Origin of the sequence: Albidovulum litorale (assembly GCF_025751495.1) — a bacterium.
GTDB lineage: Bacteria > Pseudomonadota > Alphaproteobacteria > Rhodobacterales > Rhodobacteraceae > Albidovulum > Albidovulum litorale.
The window spans coordinates 627,578-646,727 of record NZ_JAOWKZ010000003.1; the positions used below are offsets into that span (position 1 = coordinate 627,578).

Annotated in this window: 20 protein-coding genes; 12 read left to right on the forward strand and 8 right to left on the reverse strand. The window is 64.3% G+C overall.

The genetic code is table 11. The features are described 5' to 3' along the window. Nucleotides 1-98: 98 nt before the first annotated feature. The 5 genes from OEZ71_RS13965 to rpiA form a co-directional block, all read right to left on the reverse strand. Complete coding sequence (locus tag OEZ71_RS13965; protein ID WP_263740603.1) at nt 99-302, reverse strand: DUF2065 domain-containing protein; 204 nt, start codon at nt 300-302, stop codon at nt 99-101. A 2-nt stretch (nt 303-304) separates the two neighbouring features. Beyond that, nucleotides 305-1,174: a protease modulator HflC gene (hflC, locus tag OEZ71_RS13970; RefSeq protein ID WP_263740604.1), complete on the reverse strand. Its 870-nt coding sequence runs from the start codon at nt 1,172-1,174 to the stop codon at nt 305-307. Further along, entirely contained in the window at nt 1,174-2,313 is a 1,140-nt protein-coding gene (hflK, locus tag OEZ71_RS13975) for an FtsH protease activity modulator HflK (protein ID WP_263740605.1), read from the reverse strand. Before hflK ends, hflC begins: the two co-directional genes overlap by 1 nt. A 65-nt stretch (nt 2,314-2,378) precedes the next feature. Next, on the reverse strand, nt 2,379-3,737 hold the full coding sequence (gorA, locus tag OEZ71_RS13980) for a glutathione-disulfide reductase (RefSeq protein WP_263740606.1): 1,359 nt from the start codon (nt 3,735-3,737) through the stop codon (nt 2,379-2,381). Nucleotides 3,738-3,755: 18 nt separating this feature from the next. Beyond that, nucleotides 3,756-4,544 carry a ribose-5-phosphate isomerase RpiA gene (gene rpiA / locus OEZ71_RS13985; RefSeq protein ID WP_263740607.1) on the reverse strand — a complete coding sequence of 263 codons (789 nt, stop codon included), beginning with the start codon at nt 4,542-4,544 and terminating at the stop codon, nt 3,756-3,758. A gap of 129 nt (nt 4,545-4,673) precedes the next feature. Here rpiA and OEZ71_RS13990 point away from each other — a divergent pair, with 129 nt between their 5' ends. The 4 genes from OEZ71_RS13990 (at nt 4,674) to OEZ71_RS14005 (ending at nt 8,909) form a co-directional block, all read left to right on the forward strand. Further along, entirely contained in the window at nt 4,674-5,450 is a 777-nt protein-coding gene (locus OEZ71_RS13990; RefSeq protein ID WP_263740608.1) for a methyltransferase domain-containing protein, read from the forward strand. A 93-nt stretch (nt 5,451-5,543) separates the two neighbouring features. After that, a complete protein-coding gene (locus OEZ71_RS13995) occupies nt 5,544-6,248 on the forward strand; it encodes a glutathione S-transferase family protein (RefSeq protein WP_263740609.1) in 705 nt (234 codons plus the stop codon). Between the two features lie 11 nt (nt 6,249-6,259). Next, nucleotides 6,260-7,636: an L-serine ammonia-lyase gene (locus OEZ71_RS14000; RefSeq protein ID WP_263740610.1), complete on the forward strand. Its 1,377-nt coding sequence runs from the start codon at nt 6,260-6,262 to the stop codon at nt 7,634-7,636. A gap of 337 nt (nt 7,637-7,973) precedes the next feature. Beyond that, nucleotides 7,974-8,909 (forward strand): DMT family transporter, encoded by a 936-nt coding sequence (locus OEZ71_RS14005; protein WP_263740611.1) that lies wholly within the window; start codon nt 7,974-7,976, stop codon nt 8,907-8,909. Here the strand turns inward: OEZ71_RS14005 and OEZ71_RS14010 are convergent. Continuing rightward, on the reverse strand, nt 8,875-9,546 hold the full coding sequence (locus tag OEZ71_RS14010) for a thiamine diphosphokinase (RefSeq protein WP_263740612.1): 672 nt from the start codon (nt 9,544-9,546) through the stop codon (nt 8,875-8,877). The two genes, OEZ71_RS14005 and OEZ71_RS14010, sit on opposite strands and share 35 nt — an antisense overlap. A 136-nt stretch (nt 9,547-9,682) precedes the next feature. On the opposite strand from OEZ71_RS14010, the gene OEZ71_RS14015 reads away from it, so the two are divergent. Further along, nucleotides 9,683-11,845 (forward strand): hypothetical protein, encoded by a 2,163-nt coding sequence (locus tag OEZ71_RS14015; protein ID WP_263740613.1) that lies wholly within the window; start codon nt 9,683-9,685, stop codon nt 11,843-11,845. 37 nt (nt 11,846-11,882) lie between these two features. Here the strand turns inward: OEZ71_RS14015 and OEZ71_RS14020 are convergent, their stop codons facing one another. Further along, the gene (locus tag OEZ71_RS14020) at nt 11,883-12,128 is read right to left on the reverse strand and encodes a DUF2842 domain-containing protein (RefSeq protein ID WP_318527843.1); all 246 of its coding nucleotides are present in this window, start codon (nt 12,126-12,128) and stop codon (nt 11,883-11,885) included. Further along, nucleotides 12,128-13,420 (reverse strand): adenylosuccinate synthase, encoded by a 1,293-nt coding sequence (locus OEZ71_RS14025; RefSeq protein ID WP_263740614.1) that lies wholly within the window; start codon nt 13,418-13,420, stop codon nt 12,128-12,130. The genes OEZ71_RS14020 and OEZ71_RS14025 overlap by 1 nt, the downstream gene beginning before the upstream one ends. A gap of 200 nt (nt 13,421-13,620) precedes the next feature. Between OEZ71_RS14025 and OEZ71_RS14030 the strand changes: the two genes are divergently transcribed. The 7 genes from OEZ71_RS14030 (at nt 13,621) to OEZ71_RS14060 (ending at nt 19,070) form a co-directional block, all read left to right on the forward strand. Further along, nucleotides 13,621-14,016 carry a DUF6524 family protein gene (locus OEZ71_RS14030; protein WP_263740615.1) on the forward strand — a complete coding sequence of 132 codons (396 nt, stop codon included), beginning with the start codon at nt 13,621-13,623 and terminating at the stop codon, nt 14,014-14,016. Between the two features lie 68 nt (nt 14,017-14,084). Beyond that, nucleotides 14,085-14,441: a preprotein translocase subunit SecG gene (gene secG, locus OEZ71_RS14035; RefSeq protein ID WP_263740616.1), complete on the forward strand. Its 357-nt coding sequence runs from the start codon at nt 14,085-14,087 to the stop codon at nt 14,439-14,441. Nucleotides 14,442-14,606: 165 nt separating this feature from the next. Next, nucleotides 14,607-16,250: a CTP synthase gene (locus OEZ71_RS14040; RefSeq protein WP_263740617.1), complete on the forward strand. Its 1,644-nt coding sequence runs from the start codon at nt 14,607-14,609 to the stop codon at nt 16,248-16,250. A gap of 32 nt (nt 16,251-16,282) precedes the next feature. Further along, nucleotides 16,283-16,900, forward strand: coding sequence for a hypothetical protein (locus tag OEZ71_RS14045; RefSeq protein ID WP_263740618.1), 618 nt, complete (start codon nt 16,283-16,285; stop codon nt 16,898-16,900). A gap of 682 nt (nt 16,901-17,582) precedes the next feature. Beyond that, nucleotides 17,583-17,783, forward strand: coding sequence for a hypothetical protein (locus tag OEZ71_RS14050; protein ID WP_263740619.1), 201 nt, complete (start codon nt 17,583-17,585; stop codon nt 17,781-17,783). Nucleotides 17,784-17,868: 85 nt separating this feature from the next. Next, nucleotides 17,869-18,312 (forward strand): tellurite resistance TerB family protein, encoded by a 444-nt coding sequence (locus tag OEZ71_RS14055; protein WP_263740620.1) that lies wholly within the window; start codon nt 17,869-17,871, stop codon nt 18,310-18,312. Further along, a complete protein-coding gene (locus OEZ71_RS14060; protein ID WP_263740621.1) occupies nt 18,309-19,070 on the forward strand; it encodes a phosphate/phosphite/phosphonate ABC transporter substrate-binding protein in 762 nt (253 codons plus the stop codon). Before OEZ71_RS14055 ends, OEZ71_RS14060 begins: the two co-directional genes overlap by 4 nt. Nucleotides 19,071-19,150 lie beyond the last annotated feature (80 nt).

The following is a 19,150-nucleotide window of genomic DNA, read 5'->3' on the forward strand; positions in this document are numbered from 1 at the left end:
AAGCAGCATTGAGTTAAGCACTCCGCAGCACAAATCAAAGCCAGTCGCGCCTGCTCAACAGGATGTGATCACCCCTTGCGCCTTTTGACGCGATTGTTTCAGCCCGCGAGCCCCTGGGCAAGCCAAATGAGCGCAACACCAAGCGCCACCGCCCCGAGCCCCAGATTGCGCCGCATCTCGACCGGCATCTGCCGGATCAGTTCCAGAAGCTCGTCGATACGCGAAGGGGCCAGTGCAAGCACCAGCCCCTCCAGCGTCAGTACCAGCCCGATGGCCAGCAGAAGGAGTGCGAACGCCCCCATCGCTACCGCTTTTCAGGCGATTTCAGATAATCGAAGAATTCGCTGTTCGGCGCCATGACCATCGTCGAGTTGCCTCCCAGAATACCCGCGCGGTAAGCCGCGAGCGAGCGGTAGAAGTCGAAGAACTCCGGATCGGCGCCGTAGGCTTCGGCAAAGACCGCGTTGCGGCGGGCATCGGCCTCACCGCGGATGATCTCGGCCTGACGCTGGGCATCCGACACCAGTTCGACCTTTGTCCGGTCGGCCTGCGCGCGAACGCGCTGTGCCGCTTCGTTACCGCGTGCAACCTCGTCGGCCGCCTCGCGTTCGCGTTCCGCCCGCATCCGGGCGAAGGTCGCGTCAAGGTTCTGTTCCGGCAGATCGGTGCGCTTCAGCCGCACGTCGATGATCTCGACCCCGAGTGAATTGGCCTCGTTCCGTGACGCATCGCGGATCTGAGTGGCAAGTGCCGCGCGGTCCTCTGAGAGGATCTCGGACGACGTGACCGAACCCAGAACCTCGCGTGTCTGGGCGCGCAGGATCGTGTCGATGCGGTTTTCGGCAAGCGCCACGCCCGAGGCGCCGACGGCCTGCCGGAACCGTTGCAGGTCGGCAATCCGGTAACGGGCGAAGGCGTCCACCACCAGACGGCGGTCATCGAGCGGGGTGACTTCCAGAGGTTCGACGTCCAGCCCCAGGATGCGGTCGTCATAGCGCACAACCTCCTGAATGAGCGGGAGCTTGAAATACAGCCCCGGCTCCTCGCGAATGGCCTTGATCTGACCAAATTGCAGGACCAGCGCCTTTTCGCGCTCATCGACGATGAAGATCGCCGAAAGAGCCGCTGCAAGGGCGAGAACGACGACGGGAAGAAGTAGCGTTGCGCGGTTCATCAGTTGGTCCCCCCGGTCGATGCGGGTTTCTTGCCCAGTTCGTTCAGCGGCAGATAGGGAACGACCCCCTGCCCGCCCTGATTTTCGTCGATGATCACCTTGTCTACGCGACCCATGACCTCTTCCATCGTCTCAAGGTATAGACGCTTGCGGGTCACTTCCGGCGCCTTGGCATACTCGGCCAGAACCGCCGTGAAACGGCTCGCCTCACCTTCGGCCTGGTTCACGACCTGGGCGCGGTAGCCCTCGGCCTCTTCCAGAAGCTGGGCGGCCTGACCGCGCGCACCGGCCAGAACCGTGTTGGCATAGGCGTCGGCCTCTTTCTGCAACCGGTCGCGCTGCTGTTCGGCCGACTGCACGTTCTTGAACGCGTCAATGACCTCACGCGGCGGGTCGGCGCGGTCGAAGTTCACCCGCACGATGTTCAGACCGGAATCATAGCTGTCGAGCGTGGTCTGGATCAGGTCCTTCAGCCGCTCGGCAATGATGCCGCGATCGCGGTTCAGGATCGGCGCAAGCTGCGACTGGGCGATGATCTCACGCATCGAGGCCTCGGCCACCGCGTTGATCGTCAGTTCCGGGTCGCGCAGGTTGAAGAGGTATTCAGTCGGGTCGTTGATGTTCCAAACGACCTGGAAATCGATATCGACGATGTTCTCGTCGCCGGTCAGCATCAGCCCGCTATCCGATCCGCCACGGCCGACGCCGATATCCTCGGTCCGTTCCGGCGTGACCGGCACCACATTCGCGGTGACAAAGGGCCAGGGCGCGAAGTTCAGGCCCGGCTGGCCGATGGAGGAGAACTTGCCGAGGAAAAGCTCCACCGACTGTTCTTCCGGCTTTACCGTGTAGAAGCTGGCAAACGCCCAAAGGCCGGCGGCTGCAAGCGCGGCCAGCCCCAGCGTGCCGCCGGTCAGCTTCGGTCCCTGTGGACGTCCGCCACCATTGACCGGCCCGCGCGGCCCGCCGCCACGTCCGCCCATCAGCACTTTGAGCTGTTCGGCGCCCTTCTTCATGATCTCGTCGATCTCGGGGATCTGTCCGCCCTCGCCCGGCCGACGTCCGCCACGACCGCCCTTGCGGTCGTCATCGTCGCCGCCAGACCCGCCGCCGCCCCAGGGGCCTCCGCTTCCAGCCATCAGGTCATTTCCCTCTTGTTGTTCTTCACAAATTCACATCCGAACTGGGCATCCGGGGCGGAAAGTCAAGCTGTCCGCACCGGTTTGCGCAATGTCACCAGTTCTTCGGCCATTACGGGGTGAACCGCAACCGTTCTGTCGAAATCTTCCTTGGTCGCGCCCATCTTGATCGCGATGGCGGCCAGCTGGATCATCTCGCCCGCACCCGGCGCGACGATATGGCAGCCGAGCACCTTGCGCGTCTCGGCGCAGACGATGAGCTTCATCATCACCCGGTCCGGCCGCCCGGCAAAAGCCGACTGCATGGGCCGGAACGAGGTCGCATAGACCTCGATCGGCCGTTCGTCCCGCGCGGCTTCCTCGGTCATGCCGACCGTGCCGAATTCCGGCTGGGTAAAGACCGCGCTGGCCACAAGCTCATGGTCGGGCTTCGTGGGCTTCGCGCCGAAGATCGTATCGGCGAAGGCATGGCCCTCGCGGATCGCGACCGGCGTCAGGTTGATCCGGTCGGTCACATCGCCCACGGCAAAGATCGACGGCACGGCGCTCTGCGACCATTCGTCCACCACAACCTCACCCTTGCGACCTAACTTCACGCCGAGCGTGTCGAGGCCAAGCCCGTCGGTATTCGGCACCCGGCCGGTCGCATAGACGACCTTCTCATAGACCGCCTCGCGCCCGTCCGTGGACTTGACCCAGGTCCCGCCGTCCACCGGTTTCATTTCAATTACATCGGTGCCGACATGCAGGTTGATACCCGCATCCCGCATGTGTTCGGCGATATGGCCGCGCGCCTCGCCATCGAAGCCGCGCAGGATCTGTTCGCCCCGGTAGAATTGTGTAACGTCGACGCCCATCCCATTGAGGATGCAGGCAAACTCGCAGGCAATGAAACCGCCGCCGACGATCAGGATCGACTTCGGCAGGGCATCGAGCTTGAAGATGTCATTCGACGTCATCGCCCCCGCCTCTGCCGCCATGTCCGGCACGAAGGGCCGGCCGCCCGTGGCGATCAGGATGTGTTTCGCGGTGAAGGTTTCACCGGTCGCAAGCCGCACCGTATGCGCATCCTCGACAGTCGCGCGGCAATCGTGGATGGTCACCTTCGCACCCGTCAGCCCGGCGCGATAGACGCCTTCCAGCCGGTCAAGCTCGGCGTCCAGCTTCGCCCGGAACGCCGTCCAGTCGAAGCCACCCACGGTCACATCCCAGCCATAGGCCCGGGCATCCTCGAAAGCGGGTGCGTAGGACGAGGCAAAGACCATCAGTTTCTTCGGCACGCAACCCCGGATGACGCAGGTCCCGCCCATCCGGTATTCCTCGGCGATGCCGACCTTCGCCCCGTATTCGCCGGACGCAATCCGCGCCGCACGCACGCCGCCAGACCCGCCACCAATGACGAAAAGATCGTAGTCGAACGCCATGCCTGCCCTTCCCGGCCGTTAATCGCCGAGATCGGCGAAGATGTTTTCGGGTTCCCCAAATTCGACGGGATCGCCCTCCTGCGCCCCGCCGGACAGGCCGTGGATATCGACCCGCCCGTCGGGATGGCCGACGATCACCTGGTCACAGATATCCACGAAGAGGCCATTTTCAACCACGCCCGGCACCTGATTGAGCACAAGCGCCATCTGCCGTGCATTGCCGATGCGGCCAAGATGCAGGTCAAGGACATAGTTACCCTCATCCGTGACAAAGGGTTTGTCGCCGTTCATCCGCAGCGTCACCTCGCGGCCGAGCACGTCGAGCGACACCAGCATCTCCTCGATCAGCGCGCGCGTTGCCGCGAGACCGAAGGCCAGAACCTCGACCGGCAGCGGGAAGGCGCCAAGCTGCGCGACCTCCTTGCCGGGATCGGCGATCACCACCATCCGGTCGGAGGCCGTGGCCACGACCTTCTCGCGCAGATGCGCCCCGCCGCCACCCTTGATCAGGTTCAGTTCGGGATCGAACTCATCGGTGCCGTCAATGGTCAGGTCGAGCCACTTTGCCTCTTCCAGCGTGACAACTTCCAACCCCAGTTCGCGCGCAAGTTCCCCCGTCCGCTCCGAGGTCGGCACGCAGGTGATGGACAACCCCTCTTTTTTGACCCTCTCGGCAAGGCACCGCACCATCCAGGCAGCAGTCGATCCGGTGCCGAGCCCCACCCGCATGCCATTTTCGACAAGGTCGACGGCGCGTTTGGATGCGGCGTATTTCGCCCTGTCGATGGGTGAGAGTTCAGTGGCCATGGGATCCTCCGTCAGGGCAAGCGCCATGGTTATAGGGAAGATGCCAGCTAGGTTCGAGGGGCAAATCGCCCCTGCGGATGCGTTGAAGCCCCGAATTTGCTAGGCTTGCCGGCAGGGGAAGGAGCCGCGATGCTTGAATTTGACGCTGAAACCACCCGCATTCTCGATACGGCCTATCAGGGCGCCGATATCACCCTGCGCCGCCGCATGAGTTTTGATGCGCTCGACATACGGCCGGGCGAGCACGTTCTGGACCTCGGCTGCGGGCCCGGATTGATGACCCAGGAGCTTGCGCGGGCGGTCGGTCCGGAGGGCAAGGTCACCGGCATTGACCCAAGCCCCGTCATGCGGGACACCGCGATGGAGCGCTGCGCCAATGAGCCCGCCGTCCAGATTCTCGACGGCACCGCGCAGTCGCTTCCGCTTGGCGACGGAAGCGTCGACAAGGCGGTCTCGCTCCAGGTTTTCGAATATCTCGACGACCTTTCGGGCCCGATCGTCGAAATCCACCGCGTTCTGCGCCCGGGTGGGCGCGTGGTGATCTCCGACATGCATTGGGACAGCTGGGTCTGGAGCAGCGACGACCGCGACCGCATGCAGCGGATGATGACGGCATGGGACAGCCACCTTGCCGACCGGCTTGTGCCCGAAAAACTGCCGGAAGAGCTTGCGGCGGCCGGTTTCGGACACATCCGGACCATTCCGGTCACCTTCTGCGACACGGTGATGAAACCGGACGGTCTTGCGCGGATGATGCTGATCCTGATGGTCGGCTACGTACAACAGAACAACCTGCTGCCTGAAGCCGAGGTGATGGCGTGGCAGTCCGAACAACTCGCCCGCGCGGCCGAGGGGCGGTTCTTCATGTCGCTGACGCAATACGTCACCGTGGCCGACCGCGTCTGACCCGCCCGCGACGACATTCACTACACGCGGTTTTTGCCCCGAAACGTCGCTTTCCACCGCTCGTTTGGGACCGCACAGGCGCATAAGGCGGCTATGGAAACCGCGCCCTACATCCTGCACTACGCCCCGGACAATGCCTCGCTGATCGTGCGGCTGGTGCTGGAAGAATTGGGCCAGCCCTTCCGCACCGAACTCGTCGATCGCAAACTGCGGGTGCAGGACAGCGGCGAATACCGCCGCATCCACCCCAACGGCCTCATCCCGGCCCTCGAAACCCCCGACGGCCCGATTTTCGAGACCGGCGCGATCCTGCTCTGGCTTTCCGAACGCCACGGCGCGCTTGCGCCGCTGCCGGGCGCGCCCGAGCGGGCGGCGTTTCTGAAATGGCTCTTTTTCACCTCGAACACGCTCCACGCCGACATACGTCTGCACTTCTACCCGGACCGCCATGCCGGCGCACCCGACTGCGTGCCCGCCTTCTCCGCCGCGACCCGCGACCGCATCATCCGGCATCTGGGACTGATGGAGGTTATGGCGACGGAACGGCCCCTCTGGTTCCGGCCCGAGACGCCCTCAATCCTGACCTATTATGTGTCCTGCCTCCTGCGCTGGCTCGCGCTTTACCCCGAGGGCGGCACCGGCTGGTTCGACCCTGCCAGCTGGCCGTCGCTCAACGCCATAGCGGCGGCAATGGAACTCCGCCCCGCCGCCACAAAGGCCGCCCTTGCGGAAGGGCTGGGCCAGACGATATTTACCAAACCCTCCTATGCCTGCCCGCCCGAGGGCAGCGCCACCTGAAAGGCTGCCGCATGTTTCTTTCCGTCTTCGACATGTTCAAGGTGGGCGTCGGCCCGTCCTCGTCCCACACGATGGGACCGATGGTGGCCGGGGCCCGTTTCCTCGCGGCCTTGCGCGCCTCGCCCTTCCATGCCCACGGGCTGAAGGCCTCGCTGCACGGCTCCTTGGCCTTCACCGGCAAGGGCCATGCGACGGACCGGGCGACGATCCTCGGCCTCGCCGGCTTCCTGCCCGACAGCTATGATCATGAGAAGGCCGAAGCCACGCTCAAGGCCATCGCCGAGACCGGCACCGTCACGCCACCCGACCTGCCCACGCTGGCCTTCCAGCCCGAAACCGACCTGACCTTCGATTACGGCCCCTCGCTGCCCGGCCATGCCAACGGCATGATCCTGATGGCGACCGACGCGCAGGGCGACGTGATCATGCAGGAGACCTACTATTCCATCGGCGGCGGTTTCGTGTTGACCGAGGCCGAACAGGCCAATGCCGGCAAGAAGGCGGCCGCACCGTCGGGCTGCCCCTACCCGTTCCAGTCGGCTGCCGAGATGCTGGAAATGGCCGCCGCCTCGGGCAAGTCCATCGCCGAGATGAAGCGTGCCAATGAGCTGCATTTCCGCTCCGCACGCGAGCTGGAGGACGGCATGGCCCGGCTCTGGCAGGTGATGAACGATTGCATCGAACGCGGGTTGGCCACCGACGGTATCCTGCCGGGGGGCCTGAAGGTGCGCCGCCGCGCGAAAGGCATCCATGAGGCGCTGAAGGCCGAATACGGTATGAACATCACCGCCCCCCATGTCATCAACGACTGGATGAGCGTCTATGCGATGGCGGTGAACGAGGAGAACGCGGCGGGCGGTCAGGTCGTGACCGCGCCCACCAATGGCGCGGCGGGGGTGCTGCCCGCGGTGATCCGCTACTGGCTGGACCACGTCCCGGGCGCGACCCAATCAAAGATCGGCGACTTCCTTCTGACGGCTGCTGCGATTGGGGGGCTGTGCAAGCACAATGCCTCGATCTCGGGCGCGGAATGCGGCTGCCAGGCCGAGGTCGGCTCGGCCGCCGCAATGTCCGCCGCCGGGCTTTGCGCGGTGATGGGTGGCACACCGGAACAGGTTGAAAACGCGGCTGAAATCGCGCTGGAGCATCACCTTGGCATGACCTGCGACCCGGTCAAAGGTCTGGTGCAGGTGCCCTGTATCGAACGGAATGGCCTCGGCGCGATCAAGGCGGTTTCGGCCGCCTCGCTGGCGCTCAGGGGTGACGGCAAACATTTCGTCCCCCTCGATTCCGCCATCGAGACCATGCGCCAGACCGGGCATGACATGCACGAGAAATACAAGGAAACCTCGCTCGGCGGGCTCGCTGTCAACGTGCCGAACTGCTAAGGCGCGGGGCAGTTGGTTTCGGCCGCGGCTTCGCCTCGGCCGATCCGGGGGGGCAGTGGGTTGGGCCCGCGGCTCCCCCCCGGCCGATCCGCCGGGGAGGCGCGGCCTCCCCGGACCCCTCCGGAGTATTTTCTGACAGAAAGTGAAGGCGGCGACCCGCATTGCCACTTTCTGTCCGGCAGATAGTCCCACCGGAGGCGATCCGAATCGACCCGGCCGCGTTCGGGGCGACGCGACCTGTCATGGCCCGGAACGGGCCTCCACGTCGAAGTCGCCCGGACCGGGAGATGTCGCTTTCCGGCTGGACGCGGCGGCGCGGCCGGGATAGCGGAAGGCCATGAACCCGACCGACCGCATCCTGACCGGCGTCGCGCTGATGATCGGCTTTTGCATCTTCGCGCCGCTCATCGACGTAGCCTCGAAACTCGCCGCGCAAGAGGTGCCGGTGGGGGTCGTCACGCTAGGCCGCTTCGTCGTGCAGGGCGCGCTGATGGCGCCCGTGGTGGCGCTGATGGGACTGTCGTTCCGGCTGACGCCGCGTACCCTTGGACTGACGACGCTGCGCGCGGTCATGGCGATCGTATCGACCTATTGCTTCGTCGCCGCCGTCAAGGTCATGCCCATCGCCGACGCGCTCGCCATCGTCTTCGTCGAACCCTTCATCATCCTCCTGATCGGCAAGCTCGTATTGTCCGAACAGGTCGGTCCGCGCCGTCTCGCCGCCTCAGTCGTTGGTTTCGGCGGGTCGCTCCTCGTCATCCAGCCGTCCTTCGCCGCCTTCGGCGCGATCGCGCTCTTCCCGCTCGGAACGGCGGTCAGCTTCGCCGTTTACATGCTGATCACCCGCCATCTCAGCCGCGAGATGCATCCCGTGCCGATGCAGTTTCATACCGCGATTGTCGCCGGTCTCCTCTGCCTGCCGATCCTGACCCTCGGTCACAGCGTTGGCGAACCCTCGCTCAACTTCGTGGCGCCCGAGGGTATCTTCTGGCTCTGGTGTTTCTGCGTGGGCCTCGCCGCTACGGTCAGCCACATGGCCATGACTTATGCGCTGAAATTCGCGCCTTCCGCCACGCTTGCGCCGCTTCACTACCTTGAGATCGTGACAGCCACGCTCTTTGGCTATCTCTTCTTCAGCGACTTCCCAGACTTGCTCACCTGGGTCGGCGTCAGTGTGATCGTCGGCTCCGGCCTCTATGTCATCCACCGCGAGCGTCAGGTGGCCCGCGCCGCGCGCCTTACGCTCGATCCCCCGGCGCCAGAGCTGCGATAGCCGCACCAAGGCAATCACGCGGCAACATCACCAGCATCCTCGCCGCGTCGAACTCAAGCACCACCGGCCCCGTCGCCCGGTTCGACGTGCCGATGCGGCCATCCGGGGCAAAGCCGATACCGTCAATCGGCCAGAACAACCCCTCCGACCGCCCGCTGACCGCACCCATCGGAAAGAGCGACACCCGCGCGCCCTCCGACAGGTCGAGGTGAAGCCGCCGCGGCGACAGGAACACCACATCCTCCTGCCCCAGGATCAGGCAGCGCCGATCCGGATAGCGTGCCAGAGCCGTCCAGACCGCGGCGACGTGATCGAGCCGCCCACCCGCGAATCCGACGCCAAGGATCAGCGGCGCCGCGATCCGCGCGAGGCATTTCTCGAAATCCGTGCTATCCTGCTCGGCAATGTGCCACAGGCGGTCGCCGGGGATGGCCGAACGGGTGTCCGCGCTGATCGAATCCAAATCGCCGATCACGATCTCGGGAACATGGCCCGCCGTAACCGCCACATTCGCGCCACCATCGGCGGCTACAAGAAATGGTGCGTAAGCAAGGGCTTCGGCGAGACAGCCACCCGTTGAGTCGCCGGCACCGAGAAGCGTAACAGGTGATGTGGCCCGGAAGACTTGATCAGACATGGCGCATTGATGACGATTTTGAAGAAATGACACAATATGGGCCGAAAATTATCCTTCAATTAACCTCTTTTTATCCACGTATTGCAGCATGGTCGGACTGATCACATTGGCAGGCAAGGCAGAAGGCGGGTAATCCATGGTCGGTGCAAGCAAGATCCTCACGGTCTCGTACGGCACGTTTTCCTGTACGCTGGAAGGGTTTGACGATCCTTTCACCACGATGAAGGCGATTGCGGAGTATTTCCGCGAACTGGCCGCCGATGACCGGTTCTTCGGCGCCGAACCGCCGACTCCGGATGCCAACATGCTGCACCGCATTGCCGAGCGCGAGATTCAGCGCCGGGTGGAGGCAAAGGTCAGCGACAAGGGCGTCGTCCTGCGTGCCGAACGTGCGCCGGATGTGACTGCCGCTCAGGCCGAACCGGCCGCCGCCGCGCCGCGTCCCGCCATGGACCTCGCCGCGGCCCTTGCCGCCCGCGCCCGGTCTGTCGCTCCGTCAGCCGCGCGCGCATCCGCAGCGGATGCCGATGCCGACAGCATTGCCGCCAAGCTCAACCGCATCCGCGCGGTGGTGAATACCGCGCAGGACTCCACCGACAGCGCGTTCGAGGATGACGACCAGACCGGCGATCTTGCCGTGGCCGAGCCGGAACCGGTCGGCGACTTCGATTTCGAGATCGATCTCGGTGATACCGTCGCGCTCGATGCGGCTCCGGCTGTGGATGAACCGGTGGCGGCGGACGATGCCCCGGCTGTCGAGGCCGAGGAACAGCATTTCGCGGTCGAGGAACCTGCTGACCTGGCGGAGCTCGACGCGCCCGAAGCAGCCGCCCTCCTCGCTGAAGGCGAAGTAATGCAAGCTGAAGACGATGGCATCGTCTCGGAATTCGACGACATGGCGGATGGTGCCGAAGCCGTCGAGGAAATCGCCGAAGCCGAAGCTGCCGCCGCGGTCGAAGTCGCGCCTGTTGCTGAAAGTGCCGAACCAGTCCAGGCGGAGGACATCTTCGCCGAGGACGAGGCTGTCGAGGAAGAATTCGTCGCGGAAGTTGGTGCCGTGGACGAAACGGCAAGCACCGAAGGCGTTCTCGACCTCAGCGCATGGCGGACGGATGACGACGCGCCCGACATGAGCGGCGCAGCCCCGGAAGCGCCCGCCGTCGATGAAACGCCCGCCCCGCAGGGCCGCGTCTACAAGATCGAGCGCGCCGATACGGCACCGGCTGCCGAAGCCGCGGAAGACACGTCTCCCGCCGTCGAAGCCGCCAGCGCCGAACCGGAAAGCCGCACGGCTATCTTCGCCGCCCTCGCCGACGATATCGACGGCGAGGAAGAACAGACGGACGAACCGCAGAACGAAGAGCTGGAGACGGCTGAAGACAATGACGACGCGTTGCTGGCCGGTATCGGCGCGGCGATCGGCGACAGCGGGCTGGAGCCTGATGCCGAGGATGAATTGCTGCGCGAACTGGCCGCGGTTGCGCGCGAGGCCCGCCGCGACGCCCATGAGGGCCGCGCCATTCTCGAAAGCACATCCCGCGATGACGGCGCGTCCGTTGAACGGCTCATGGAAGAGGCGAAGTCCAAGCTTGAAGGCGACGAAAACCGCCGCCGCTTCACGGCCATCTCGCATCTAAAGGCCGCCGTGGCCGCAACCGTCGCCGACAGGCAGATGAAGTCGCAGGACGACATGCCGCGCGACGACCGGACCGACCTCGACCGCTACCGCGACGACCTGTCGAAGGCCGTCCGTCCGCGTCGGCCCGAGACAGAGCAGGCCCCGGCCGCCGAGCAGGCTCCAGTAGCGGAACAGGCCGCACCGGAAGCCCGTCCGGCGCCTCTGGTTCTGGTCTCGGAACAGCGCATCGATACACCGCAAGGCGACAATACGAGCGGTGCCGTGCGCCCGAGCCGCGTCGAGACAGCCAAATTCATGCGCGACGATGAAGCCGATCTCGACGACATCGCGATGGCGCGCGCCGAAAGCGCCATCTCGCCGGGCGACGCCAAGAATTTCGCGGAATTCGCCGAACGACTGGGCGCGACAAGCCTGCCCGAACTGCTTGAAGCCGCCGCCGCCTATACTGCGACGGTCGAAGGCCAGCCGCATTTCTCGCGCCCGCAGATCCTGCGCAAGGTGGCGCATGTCTCGGAAGATGCCGATTACAGCCGCGAAGACGGGCTGCGCTCTTTCGGGATGCTCCTCAGGGAAGGCAAGATCCAGAAGATCAGCCGTGGTCAGTTCATGATCACGGAAGGCTCGAAATTCCTGTCGGAAGACCGGACAGCTTCCCGTTAGCATCGCCCGCTAATTGAGAAGTGACAGCGGAGCGGCCCTAGGACCGCTCCGTTTTCTTTTCGGAATCCGGATCGGGCTTGCCGATGCCGCGGAACACCGCCCGGAAAGGCAGAATCCAGAGAAAACCGAGAACGAGGTAGATCAGCACCTCGGCCCAGATCGGCTGCCGCCCCCAGGTCGCATCCATCCAGTTCACCGCCGTGATCGCGACGACCAGATAGGCGGGCAGCCCGACCAGCAGGATCAGCAGCGCGAGGCGGCGGCGGGCGCGGTAGCTCAGCATCAGTCGGCGAACGGGTCGGTGACGAGGATCGTGTCGTCGCGCTCGGGGCTCGTCGACAGCATCGCCACCGGGCAGCCGATCAGTTCCTCGACCCGGCGGACATATTTGATCGCCGCGCCCGGCAGGTCGGCCCAGCTGCGGGCACCTTCGGTCGATTCCTGCCAGCCCTCGATTTCCTCATAGACCGGTTTGCAGCGGGCCTGCTGGTCGGCTGCGGTGGGCAGGTAATCCAAAATCGTGCCATCCAGATCGTAGCCCGTGCAGATGCGGATCGTGTCGAAGCCATCGAGCACGTCGAGCTTCGTCAGCGCAATGCCGTTGATACCGGAAATCGCGCAGGTCTGGCGCACCAGCACCGCATCGAACCAGCCACAGCGACGCTTGCGCCCCGTCACGGTGCCGAACTCGCGACCCCGCTCGCCCAGACGCTGTCCGTCACCATCAAAAAGTTCCGTGGGGAACGGCCCCTCTCCCACCCGGGTCGTATAGGCCTTGACGATGCCAAGGACGAAGTCGATCGCATTCGGACCGAGGCCCACGCCCGTCGCCGCCTGACCGGCGATGACATTCGACGAGGTAACGAAGGGATAGGTGCCGAAGTCGATATCCAGAAGCGAGCCCTGCGCCCCTTCAAAGAGGATACGCTTGCCGGACTTCCGCGCCTCGTTCATCACCTTCCAGACCGGCGCCGCATAGGGCAGGATCTGGGGCGCAATCGCGCGCAGATCGGCCAGCAGCGCGTCGCGGTCGATCGGACCGAGCCCGAGACCGTTGCGCAGCGCATTGTGATGCACCAGCGCCCGGTCGACGCGCAGTTCCAGCGTCGCTTCGTCGGCCAGATCGGCAACCCGGATCACCCGGCGGCCAACCTTGTCTTCATAGGCCGGGCCAATGCCGCGCCCCGTGGTGCCGATCTTCGCGACCGAGTTCTGGCCTTCGCGCGCTCGGTCCAGCTCGCCGTGGAACGGCAGGATAAGGGGCGTGTTCTCGGCGATCATCAGCACGTCGGGGCTGATCTCGACCCCCTGTTCGCGGATCGAGGCGATCTCTTTCACCAGATGCCAAGGGTCGAGCACGACACCGTTGCCGATGACGCTGAGCTTGCCGCCGCGTACCACACCCGAGGGCAGCGCGTTCAGCTTGTAGACCTTGCCGTCGATGACCAGCGTATGGCCCGCATTGTGCCCGCCCTGAAAGCGCGCGATGACATCGGCGCGTTCGGAAAGCCAGTCGACGATCTTGCCCTTGCCCTCGTCGCCCCACTGGGCTCCAACCACCACGACATTGGCCATCCGTCACGCTCCCTCAAAGGCAAACCCGGCACCGTATAGCGGGCCGCGCGGCCGGACGAAACCGGATTCTTGCCCAGCGCGCGGAACGGCCGGGCAAAGAAAGACTTTTCAAAAAGTCTTCCGACGGAAAATCATTTTCCGTCGGCCCGCTGGACAGGCCGGATGCAAGGCGATAGCCCAAGGGAAAAGGGAGGCCGATCATGGGATTTCTGTTGCGCTGGCTCGCCGCATTCGGGCTTCTGTCGGCCACCTATAACCCAACGGGCTGGAGCTTCAGCCACTGGGCGACAGAGTCCTTTTCCAGCCAGATGCCGATGATCGTGCTTGCGGGGCTTCTGCTCGTCGTAGGCTACGTCATCTATCTGCGGGCCACGATCCGCTCCATCGGCGCGTTCGGCATGCTTCTGGTCGCGGCCCTTGTGGCGGCCCTTGCCTGGGTGCTAATCGACCGTGGCCTCCTCAGCCTCGACAATCCCTCGCTCAACGCCTGGCTTGGCATTCTCGCGCTGTCGGTCGTTCTCGGCACCGGCCTGAGCTGGAGCCATGTGCGCCGCCGCCTCGCGGGCCAGGCCGACATGGACGATCTCGGCGACTGAGGGGTTGCGGTGCCGGCAGGTTGCGCCTAGATAGGCGCGTCACGACGATACTTTGATACCGGGCCCAGATGGAAAACGTTCTCCTCACCGTTCTGCTGATCCTCGCGCTGCTCCTGATCGGGGTCGTGCTCCTGCAGCGGTCAGAAGGCGGCGGTCTTCTCTCGGGCGGCGGCTCAATGTCGGCGCGTGGCGCTGCCAATGCGCTGACCAAGCTGACCTGGCTCTTCGGTGTTGGCTTCATGGCGACCTCGCTCGCCCTGACGATCATCGCGTCGCAGAACAGCGGAAGCGGGTCGATCCTCGACACCGTCGGCGACGCCCCGGCCGAAAGCAGCGACGCGCCTGCGCTCCCGGCCCTGCCCGAGGGCGATCTTCTGCCGCCCACCACCGGTGACGCCCCGGCCTCTCCGCCCCCGGCTGAATAGTCCGACCACCACGATTTGACCCTACGGTCAAAGACCACCACAACACCTTGCGGTCTGGTTGCGGGCAGCTCGCGAATCTGTTACTGCTTAAATCCCGTGATGCAGCGTCGCGAAAAGACGCCGCAAACCCAAGAAACTTGAGGCAATCACGGGGAGCTTTCACCAATGGCGCGTTACGTATTCATCACCGGCGGTGTGGTCTCCTCGCTTGGCAAGGGCCTCGCCTCGGCGGCCCTCGGGGCGCTCCTGCAGGCACGCGGCTATTCGGTGCGGCTGCGCAAGCTCGACCCCTATCTGAACGTCGATCCCGGCACGATGTCGCCCTTCGAACATGGCGAGGTCTTCGTCACCGATGACGGGGCCGAAACCGACCTCGACCTCGGCCATTACGAACGCTTCACCGGCGTCCATGCCCGCAAGACCGATTCCATCTCCTCAGGCCGCATCTATTCCAACGTGCTGGAGAAGGAACGCCGCGGCGACTACCTCGGCAAGACCATCCAGGTCATTCCGCACGTCACCAACGAAATCAAGGAATTCCTCAGGATCGGCGACAACGAGGTCGATTTCATGCTCTGTGAGATCGGCGGCACGGTCGGCGATATCGAGGGGCTCCCGTTCTTCGAAGCCATCCGCCAGTTCATCCACGAACGCCCGCGCGGCCAGTCGATCCTGATGCACCTCACGCTGCTCCCCTACCTCGCAGCGTCGGGCGAACTGAAAACCAAGCCCACCCAGCACAGCGTCAAGGAGCTTCAGTCGATCGGTCTCGCCCCCGACGTGCTCGTCTGCCGGTCTGAACATCCGATCCCGGAAAAGGAACGCGCCAAGATCGCGCTTTTCTGCAATGTCCGGGAAGAGGCGGTCATCCCCGCCTATGACCTGAAGACGATCTATGAGGCGCCCCTCGCCTATCACAAAGAAGGGCTGGATCAGGCGGTCCTTGACGCCTTCGGCATCGCCCCCGCGCCCAAGCCCAACATGGACCGCTGGGAAGACGTGATGGACCGGCTGACCAATGCCGAGGGCGAGGTCCGCGTCGCCATCGTCGGCAAGTACACCCAGCTTGAGGACGCCTACAAGTCGATCGCCGAGGCGCTGACCCATGGCGGCATGGCCAACCGCGTGCGCGTCAAATCCGAGTGGATCGACGCCGAAATCTTCGAACGCGAAGACCCCGCCCCCTATCTCGAACGCTTCCACGCGATCCTCGTCCCCGGCGGCTTCGGTGAACGCGGCACCGAAGGCAAGATCAAGGCCGCCCAGTTCGCGCGGGAAAAGAACATCCCCTATCTCGGCATCTGCCTCGGCATGCAAATGGCGGTAATCGAGGCCGCGCGCAACAAGGCCGGTGTCACCAAGGCGGGGTCAGAGGAGTTCGACCACGAAAAGGGCGCGAAACGGTTCGAGCCGGTCGTCTATCACCTGAAGGAATGGGTGCAGGGCAACCAGATGGTCCAACGCAAGGCCGATGACGACAAGGGTGGGACGATGCGGCTCGGCGCCTATACCGCGCATCTGAAAGAGGGCTCCAAGGTCGCCCATGTCTATGGCGACACGGTGATCGAGGAACGCCACCGCCACCGTTATGAGGTGGATATCAAGTACCGGGAAAAGCTGGAAAAATGCGGACTGATCTTTTCGGGGATGAGCCCCGACGGACGGCTGCCCGAGATCGTCGAATGGAAGGACCACCCGTGGTTCATCGGCGTCCAGTTCCACCCCGAGCTAAAGTCCAAACCCTTCGCGCCGCATCCGCTCTTTGCAGATTTCGTCCGGGCGGCGAAGGAGGTGGAGCGGTTGGTGTGAGCCTACGGCGGCAATGTCTAAAGCGAGCGCGGTTGTGGCTGACGCTCGGCGCGAGCTTTGCTGTATCGTGGCTCTGTATCACATCAGATGGGGCCGCCGCTCAGGATGCGGCAACACTGTTCGACGAATACTACCTTAAGATTGTCGCCGAACCGGCCGTCACCGGAAAGAAACCGGATCTTCGCGGTTTTGTCCGTACGGGTCGCGATGACTACGACCTGCCTGATAGTTCATTTGCATTGTCGTACTTTGAACCATCTGAGGACGCTTTCGCCGCCTCCGCGTTCGGCAGTTACACGATAGAAGATGGCGATGTTTGGACCGAAGAAGAGATGCCGTTCGGTGGTTGGAGGATTACCGATGAGAGCGAGGTCGCCGACATCATCAAGCGTTTTGAATCTTGGATCTCAGAGCATCCCAACCTGAATGACGCCCAACCCTGCGCCGGTGAAAAGCCGACAGATGACGCCACATCAGCGCTCTATAGACGTGCCGTGTCATTCGTCACTTCCGACAAGAGTGTCGGTATCGTGAGCCTCTCAATCGACAAGCGGATAAGCTATTATCTCGAACCGGAACGCGGTCACACTATCTATGTCCATGCCTGGACCTTTTCAGGTCCTTCGGCTGCTTGCTTGACGGGCTACTGACGACTCAGAAACCTGTAGGTCGGGGTTCACCCCGACGCGCCACTCAACGCGGTCATGACCTGCAATTATTGCGGGGTACCCCCCCTATCCGGCCCCGGAGGCGCGAAGCCGGTCACGCCGCGTAGGGTGCGCATTCATTGCGCACCGCCATTGCCCCCACGCGCTCAGCAGAATCCGTCCAAAGACCGCACGCCGTCATCCGGGCGGCCCATCCCGGCCCCATTCCCGCCTCTATTCAACAATAGGTTTCCCTTACGGAAACTAAGGAGATCGGCATGAGATATATTCAAGCCCCCATTGCGCTCGGCCTTTTCGGCTGGCTGTCCTGATCGGTCGCGACCGGCTCCTTTCCCGGCGGGGATGGCGGGTCGTCGAAGACACGGGCGCTGAAGTCCATGGTCGGCTCGGCCACGGACAGTTTCGGCGTGATGCCCACCGCAGCTGGCCTTGCCGTCATCGGCATCGGGCTGGCGCTCTTCTTCCTTCTCCGTCGCGGAGAGGAAGCAGAGGCCTGAGGCCCGACCCCGGGCGGGTCCGTCTGGCCGACATGGACCCGCCCGCACTTCCCGCAGCCGTTCATCCGCAATTCACATATTTTCCCGACCTCGCCCCGGCTCTTCCCAAATCCCGCCACATTGCAGGCGCCCAATACATGTCAGGGGATAGGACGAAAGGGGCCGACATGGTCATCGGGGCCGTCATCGCAGGAACAATCGCCGGCATCGCCGCCGCCATCGTCGCCGTGATGGGCTTCGGCCTTCCAGTCTGGGCGGGAATTCTGATCTGGTCCGGCTTCGGATCACTTGTCACGCTCCTGCCGCTCATCGCGCTCGCGCTTCTGCCCGAGGACGACGTTCCCGACGAGGCGCTCGCCACCGCCTGACCCGCAGGTCCGACGCTTGCCATACGTTTTGCCGACATTTCGCATACGCTTTGCAGACCTCTGAAAAGCAGCCTATATGGCGGGCATGTTCGGACGTCTCCTCACCCAGTTACTCACCCCGGAACCCACCCCCCTGCCCGCACCCGAGGCGCGGCTGGCGCTGGCGGCTTTGCTCGTCCGCCTCGCCCGCGCTGACGAGCACTACACCGATCCCGAACGCGCCCGGATCGACCGGGTGCTGGCCAGCCGCTACGGGGTCTCCCCGTTCGAGGCCGCGAAGATCCGCACCGAGGCCGAGGTGCTGGAGGCCGAGGCCCCCGACACGGTCCGCTTCACCCGCGCGCTGAAGGACGCCGTGCCGCATGAGGACCGGATGAGCCTGATGGAGGCCCTGTGGTCCGTGGCGCTGATCGACAATGACCGCGACCCGCGCGAGGATGCGATGATCCGCCAGGCGGCCGACCTTCTCGGCGTCTCCGACAAGGACCGCGCCATCGCCCGTCAAACGATTGAGAAAAAACAGAAATGATCGCCAGCCTCGCGATGTATGACTGGCCGCAGGTCGCGGCCGAACATGACCGCCTGTGGTCGCTGATCCGCGATGCCCTCGCCGATGAGGGGATCGACGCGCCCGAGGCGCTGACCCGCAACGGCAGCCTGTGGGATATCTGGGAAAGCCCGGACCTGCTGCTCGGCCAGACCTGCGGCATGCCCTACCGCACCCGGCTGCATGGCAATGTGACGCTGGTCGGAACGCTCGATTACGCCCTGCCCGACGCACCTCCGGGTTACTACTATTCGCAGTTCATCACCCGCGCCGATGAGCCGGGTGAGGTTCTGGATTTCATCGACCGGACGCTCGCCTTCAACGGTCAGGACAGCCAGTCGGGCTGGGCCGCACCGCAGAATCACGTGACCCCCCTGACCTTCAAACACACCCGCCACACCGGCGCCCACCGCGACAGCGCCCATGCCGTCGCGACAGGACGTGCCGACATCGCCGCCATCGACGCGGTGACCTGGCGCCTGATCGTGACCCATATGCCGGAGCTTGCCGCGAAGCTGCGCATCATTGGCCACACCGACCCCACGCCGGGCCTTCCGCTGATCACCGCCGCTCACCGCGACCCTGCGCCGCTCGCCCGCGCGGTGACGAATGCCGTTACGTCACTTTCGCCCTCGGATCGCGACGCGCTTGGCCTTTGCGGCCTCGCCACGATCGCCGCAAAGGCCTATGTTTCCGTGCCAACCCCACCGCCGCCATCGCAAGATGTGCCGTTGAACTGAGCGGATTGCCGGTATTTTCTGGCAAGACCGATCAAAAAGCGCGTTGTAAACCGGCAAAATTTCCGCACTACTCACCGCCG

What these genes read in the sequence shown, in the direction of transcription:
- OEZ71_RS14025 (WP_263740614.1), bottom strand. Translation starts at nt 13,420, where the DNA reads ATGGCCAATGTCGTGGTGGTTGGAGCCCAGTGGGGCGACGAGGGCAAG.
- rpiA (WP_263740607.1), bottom strand. Translation starts at nt 4,544, where the DNA reads ATGGCCACTGAACTCTCACCCATCGACAGGGCGAAATACGCCGCATCC.
- OEZ71_RS14050 (WP_263740619.1), top strand. Translation starts at nt 17,583, where the DNA reads ATGGTCATCGGGGCCGTCATCGCAGGAACAATCGCCGGCATCGCCGCC.
- secG (WP_263740616.1), top strand. Translation starts at nt 14,085, where the DNA reads ATGGAAAACGTTCTCCTCACCGTTCTGCTGATCCTCGCGCTGCTCCTG.
- OEZ71_RS14055 (WP_263740620.1), top strand. Translation starts at nt 17,869, where the DNA reads ATGTTCGGACGTCTCCTCACCCAGTTACTCACCCCGGAACCCACCCCC.
- OEZ71_RS14060 (WP_263740621.1), top strand. Translation starts at nt 18,309, where the DNA reads ATGATCGCCAGCCTCGCGATGTATGACTGGCCGCAGGTCGCGGCCGAA.
- hflK (WP_263740605.1), bottom strand. Translation starts at nt 2,313, where the DNA reads ATGGCTGGAAGCGGAGGCCCCTGGGGCGGCGGCGGGTCTGGCGGCGAC.
- OEZ71_RS14005 (WP_263740611.1), top strand. Translation starts at nt 7,974, where the DNA reads ATGAACCCGACCGACCGCATCCTGACCGGCGTCGCGCTGATGATCGGC.
- OEZ71_RS14020 (WP_318527843.1), bottom strand. Translation starts at nt 12,128, where the DNA reads ATGCTGAGCTACCGCGCCCGCCGCCGCCTCGCGCTGCTGATCCTGCTG.
- OEZ71_RS14015 (WP_263740613.1), top strand. Translation starts at nt 9,683, where the DNA reads ATGGTCGGTGCAAGCAAGATCCTCACGGTCTCGTACGGCACGTTTTCC.
- OEZ71_RS13995 (WP_263740609.1), top strand. Translation starts at nt 5,544, where the DNA reads ATGGAAACCGCGCCCTACATCCTGCACTACGCCCCGGACAATGCCTCG.
- OEZ71_RS13965 (WP_263740603.1), bottom strand. Translation starts at nt 302, where the DNA reads ATGGGGGCGTTCGCACTCCTTCTGCTGGCCATCGGGCTGGTACTGACG.
- OEZ71_RS14030 (WP_263740615.1), top strand. Translation starts at nt 13,621, where the DNA reads ATGGGATTTCTGTTGCGCTGGCTCGCCGCATTCGGGCTTCTGTCGGCC.
- OEZ71_RS14000 (WP_263740610.1), top strand. Translation starts at nt 6,260, where the DNA reads ATGTTTCTTTCCGTCTTCGACATGTTCAAGGTGGGCGTCGGCCCGTCC.
- hflC (WP_263740604.1), bottom strand. Translation starts at nt 1,174, where the DNA reads ATGAACCGCGCAACGCTACTTCTTCCCGTCGTCGTTCTCGCCCTTGCA.
- OEZ71_RS13990 (WP_263740608.1), top strand. Translation starts at nt 4,674, where the DNA reads ATGCTTGAATTTGACGCTGAAACCACCCGCATTCTCGATACGGCCTAT.
- OEZ71_RS14010 (WP_263740612.1), bottom strand. Translation starts at nt 9,546, where the DNA reads ATGTCTGATCAAGTCTTCCGGGCCACATCACCTGTTACGCTTCTCGGT.
- OEZ71_RS14040 (WP_263740617.1), top strand. Translation starts at nt 14,607, where the DNA reads ATGGCGCGTTACGTATTCATCACCGGCGGTGTGGTCTCCTCGCTTGGC.
- gorA (WP_263740606.1), bottom strand. Translation starts at nt 3,737, where the DNA reads ATGGCGTTCGACTACGATCTTTTCGTCATTGGTGGCGGGTCTGGCGGC.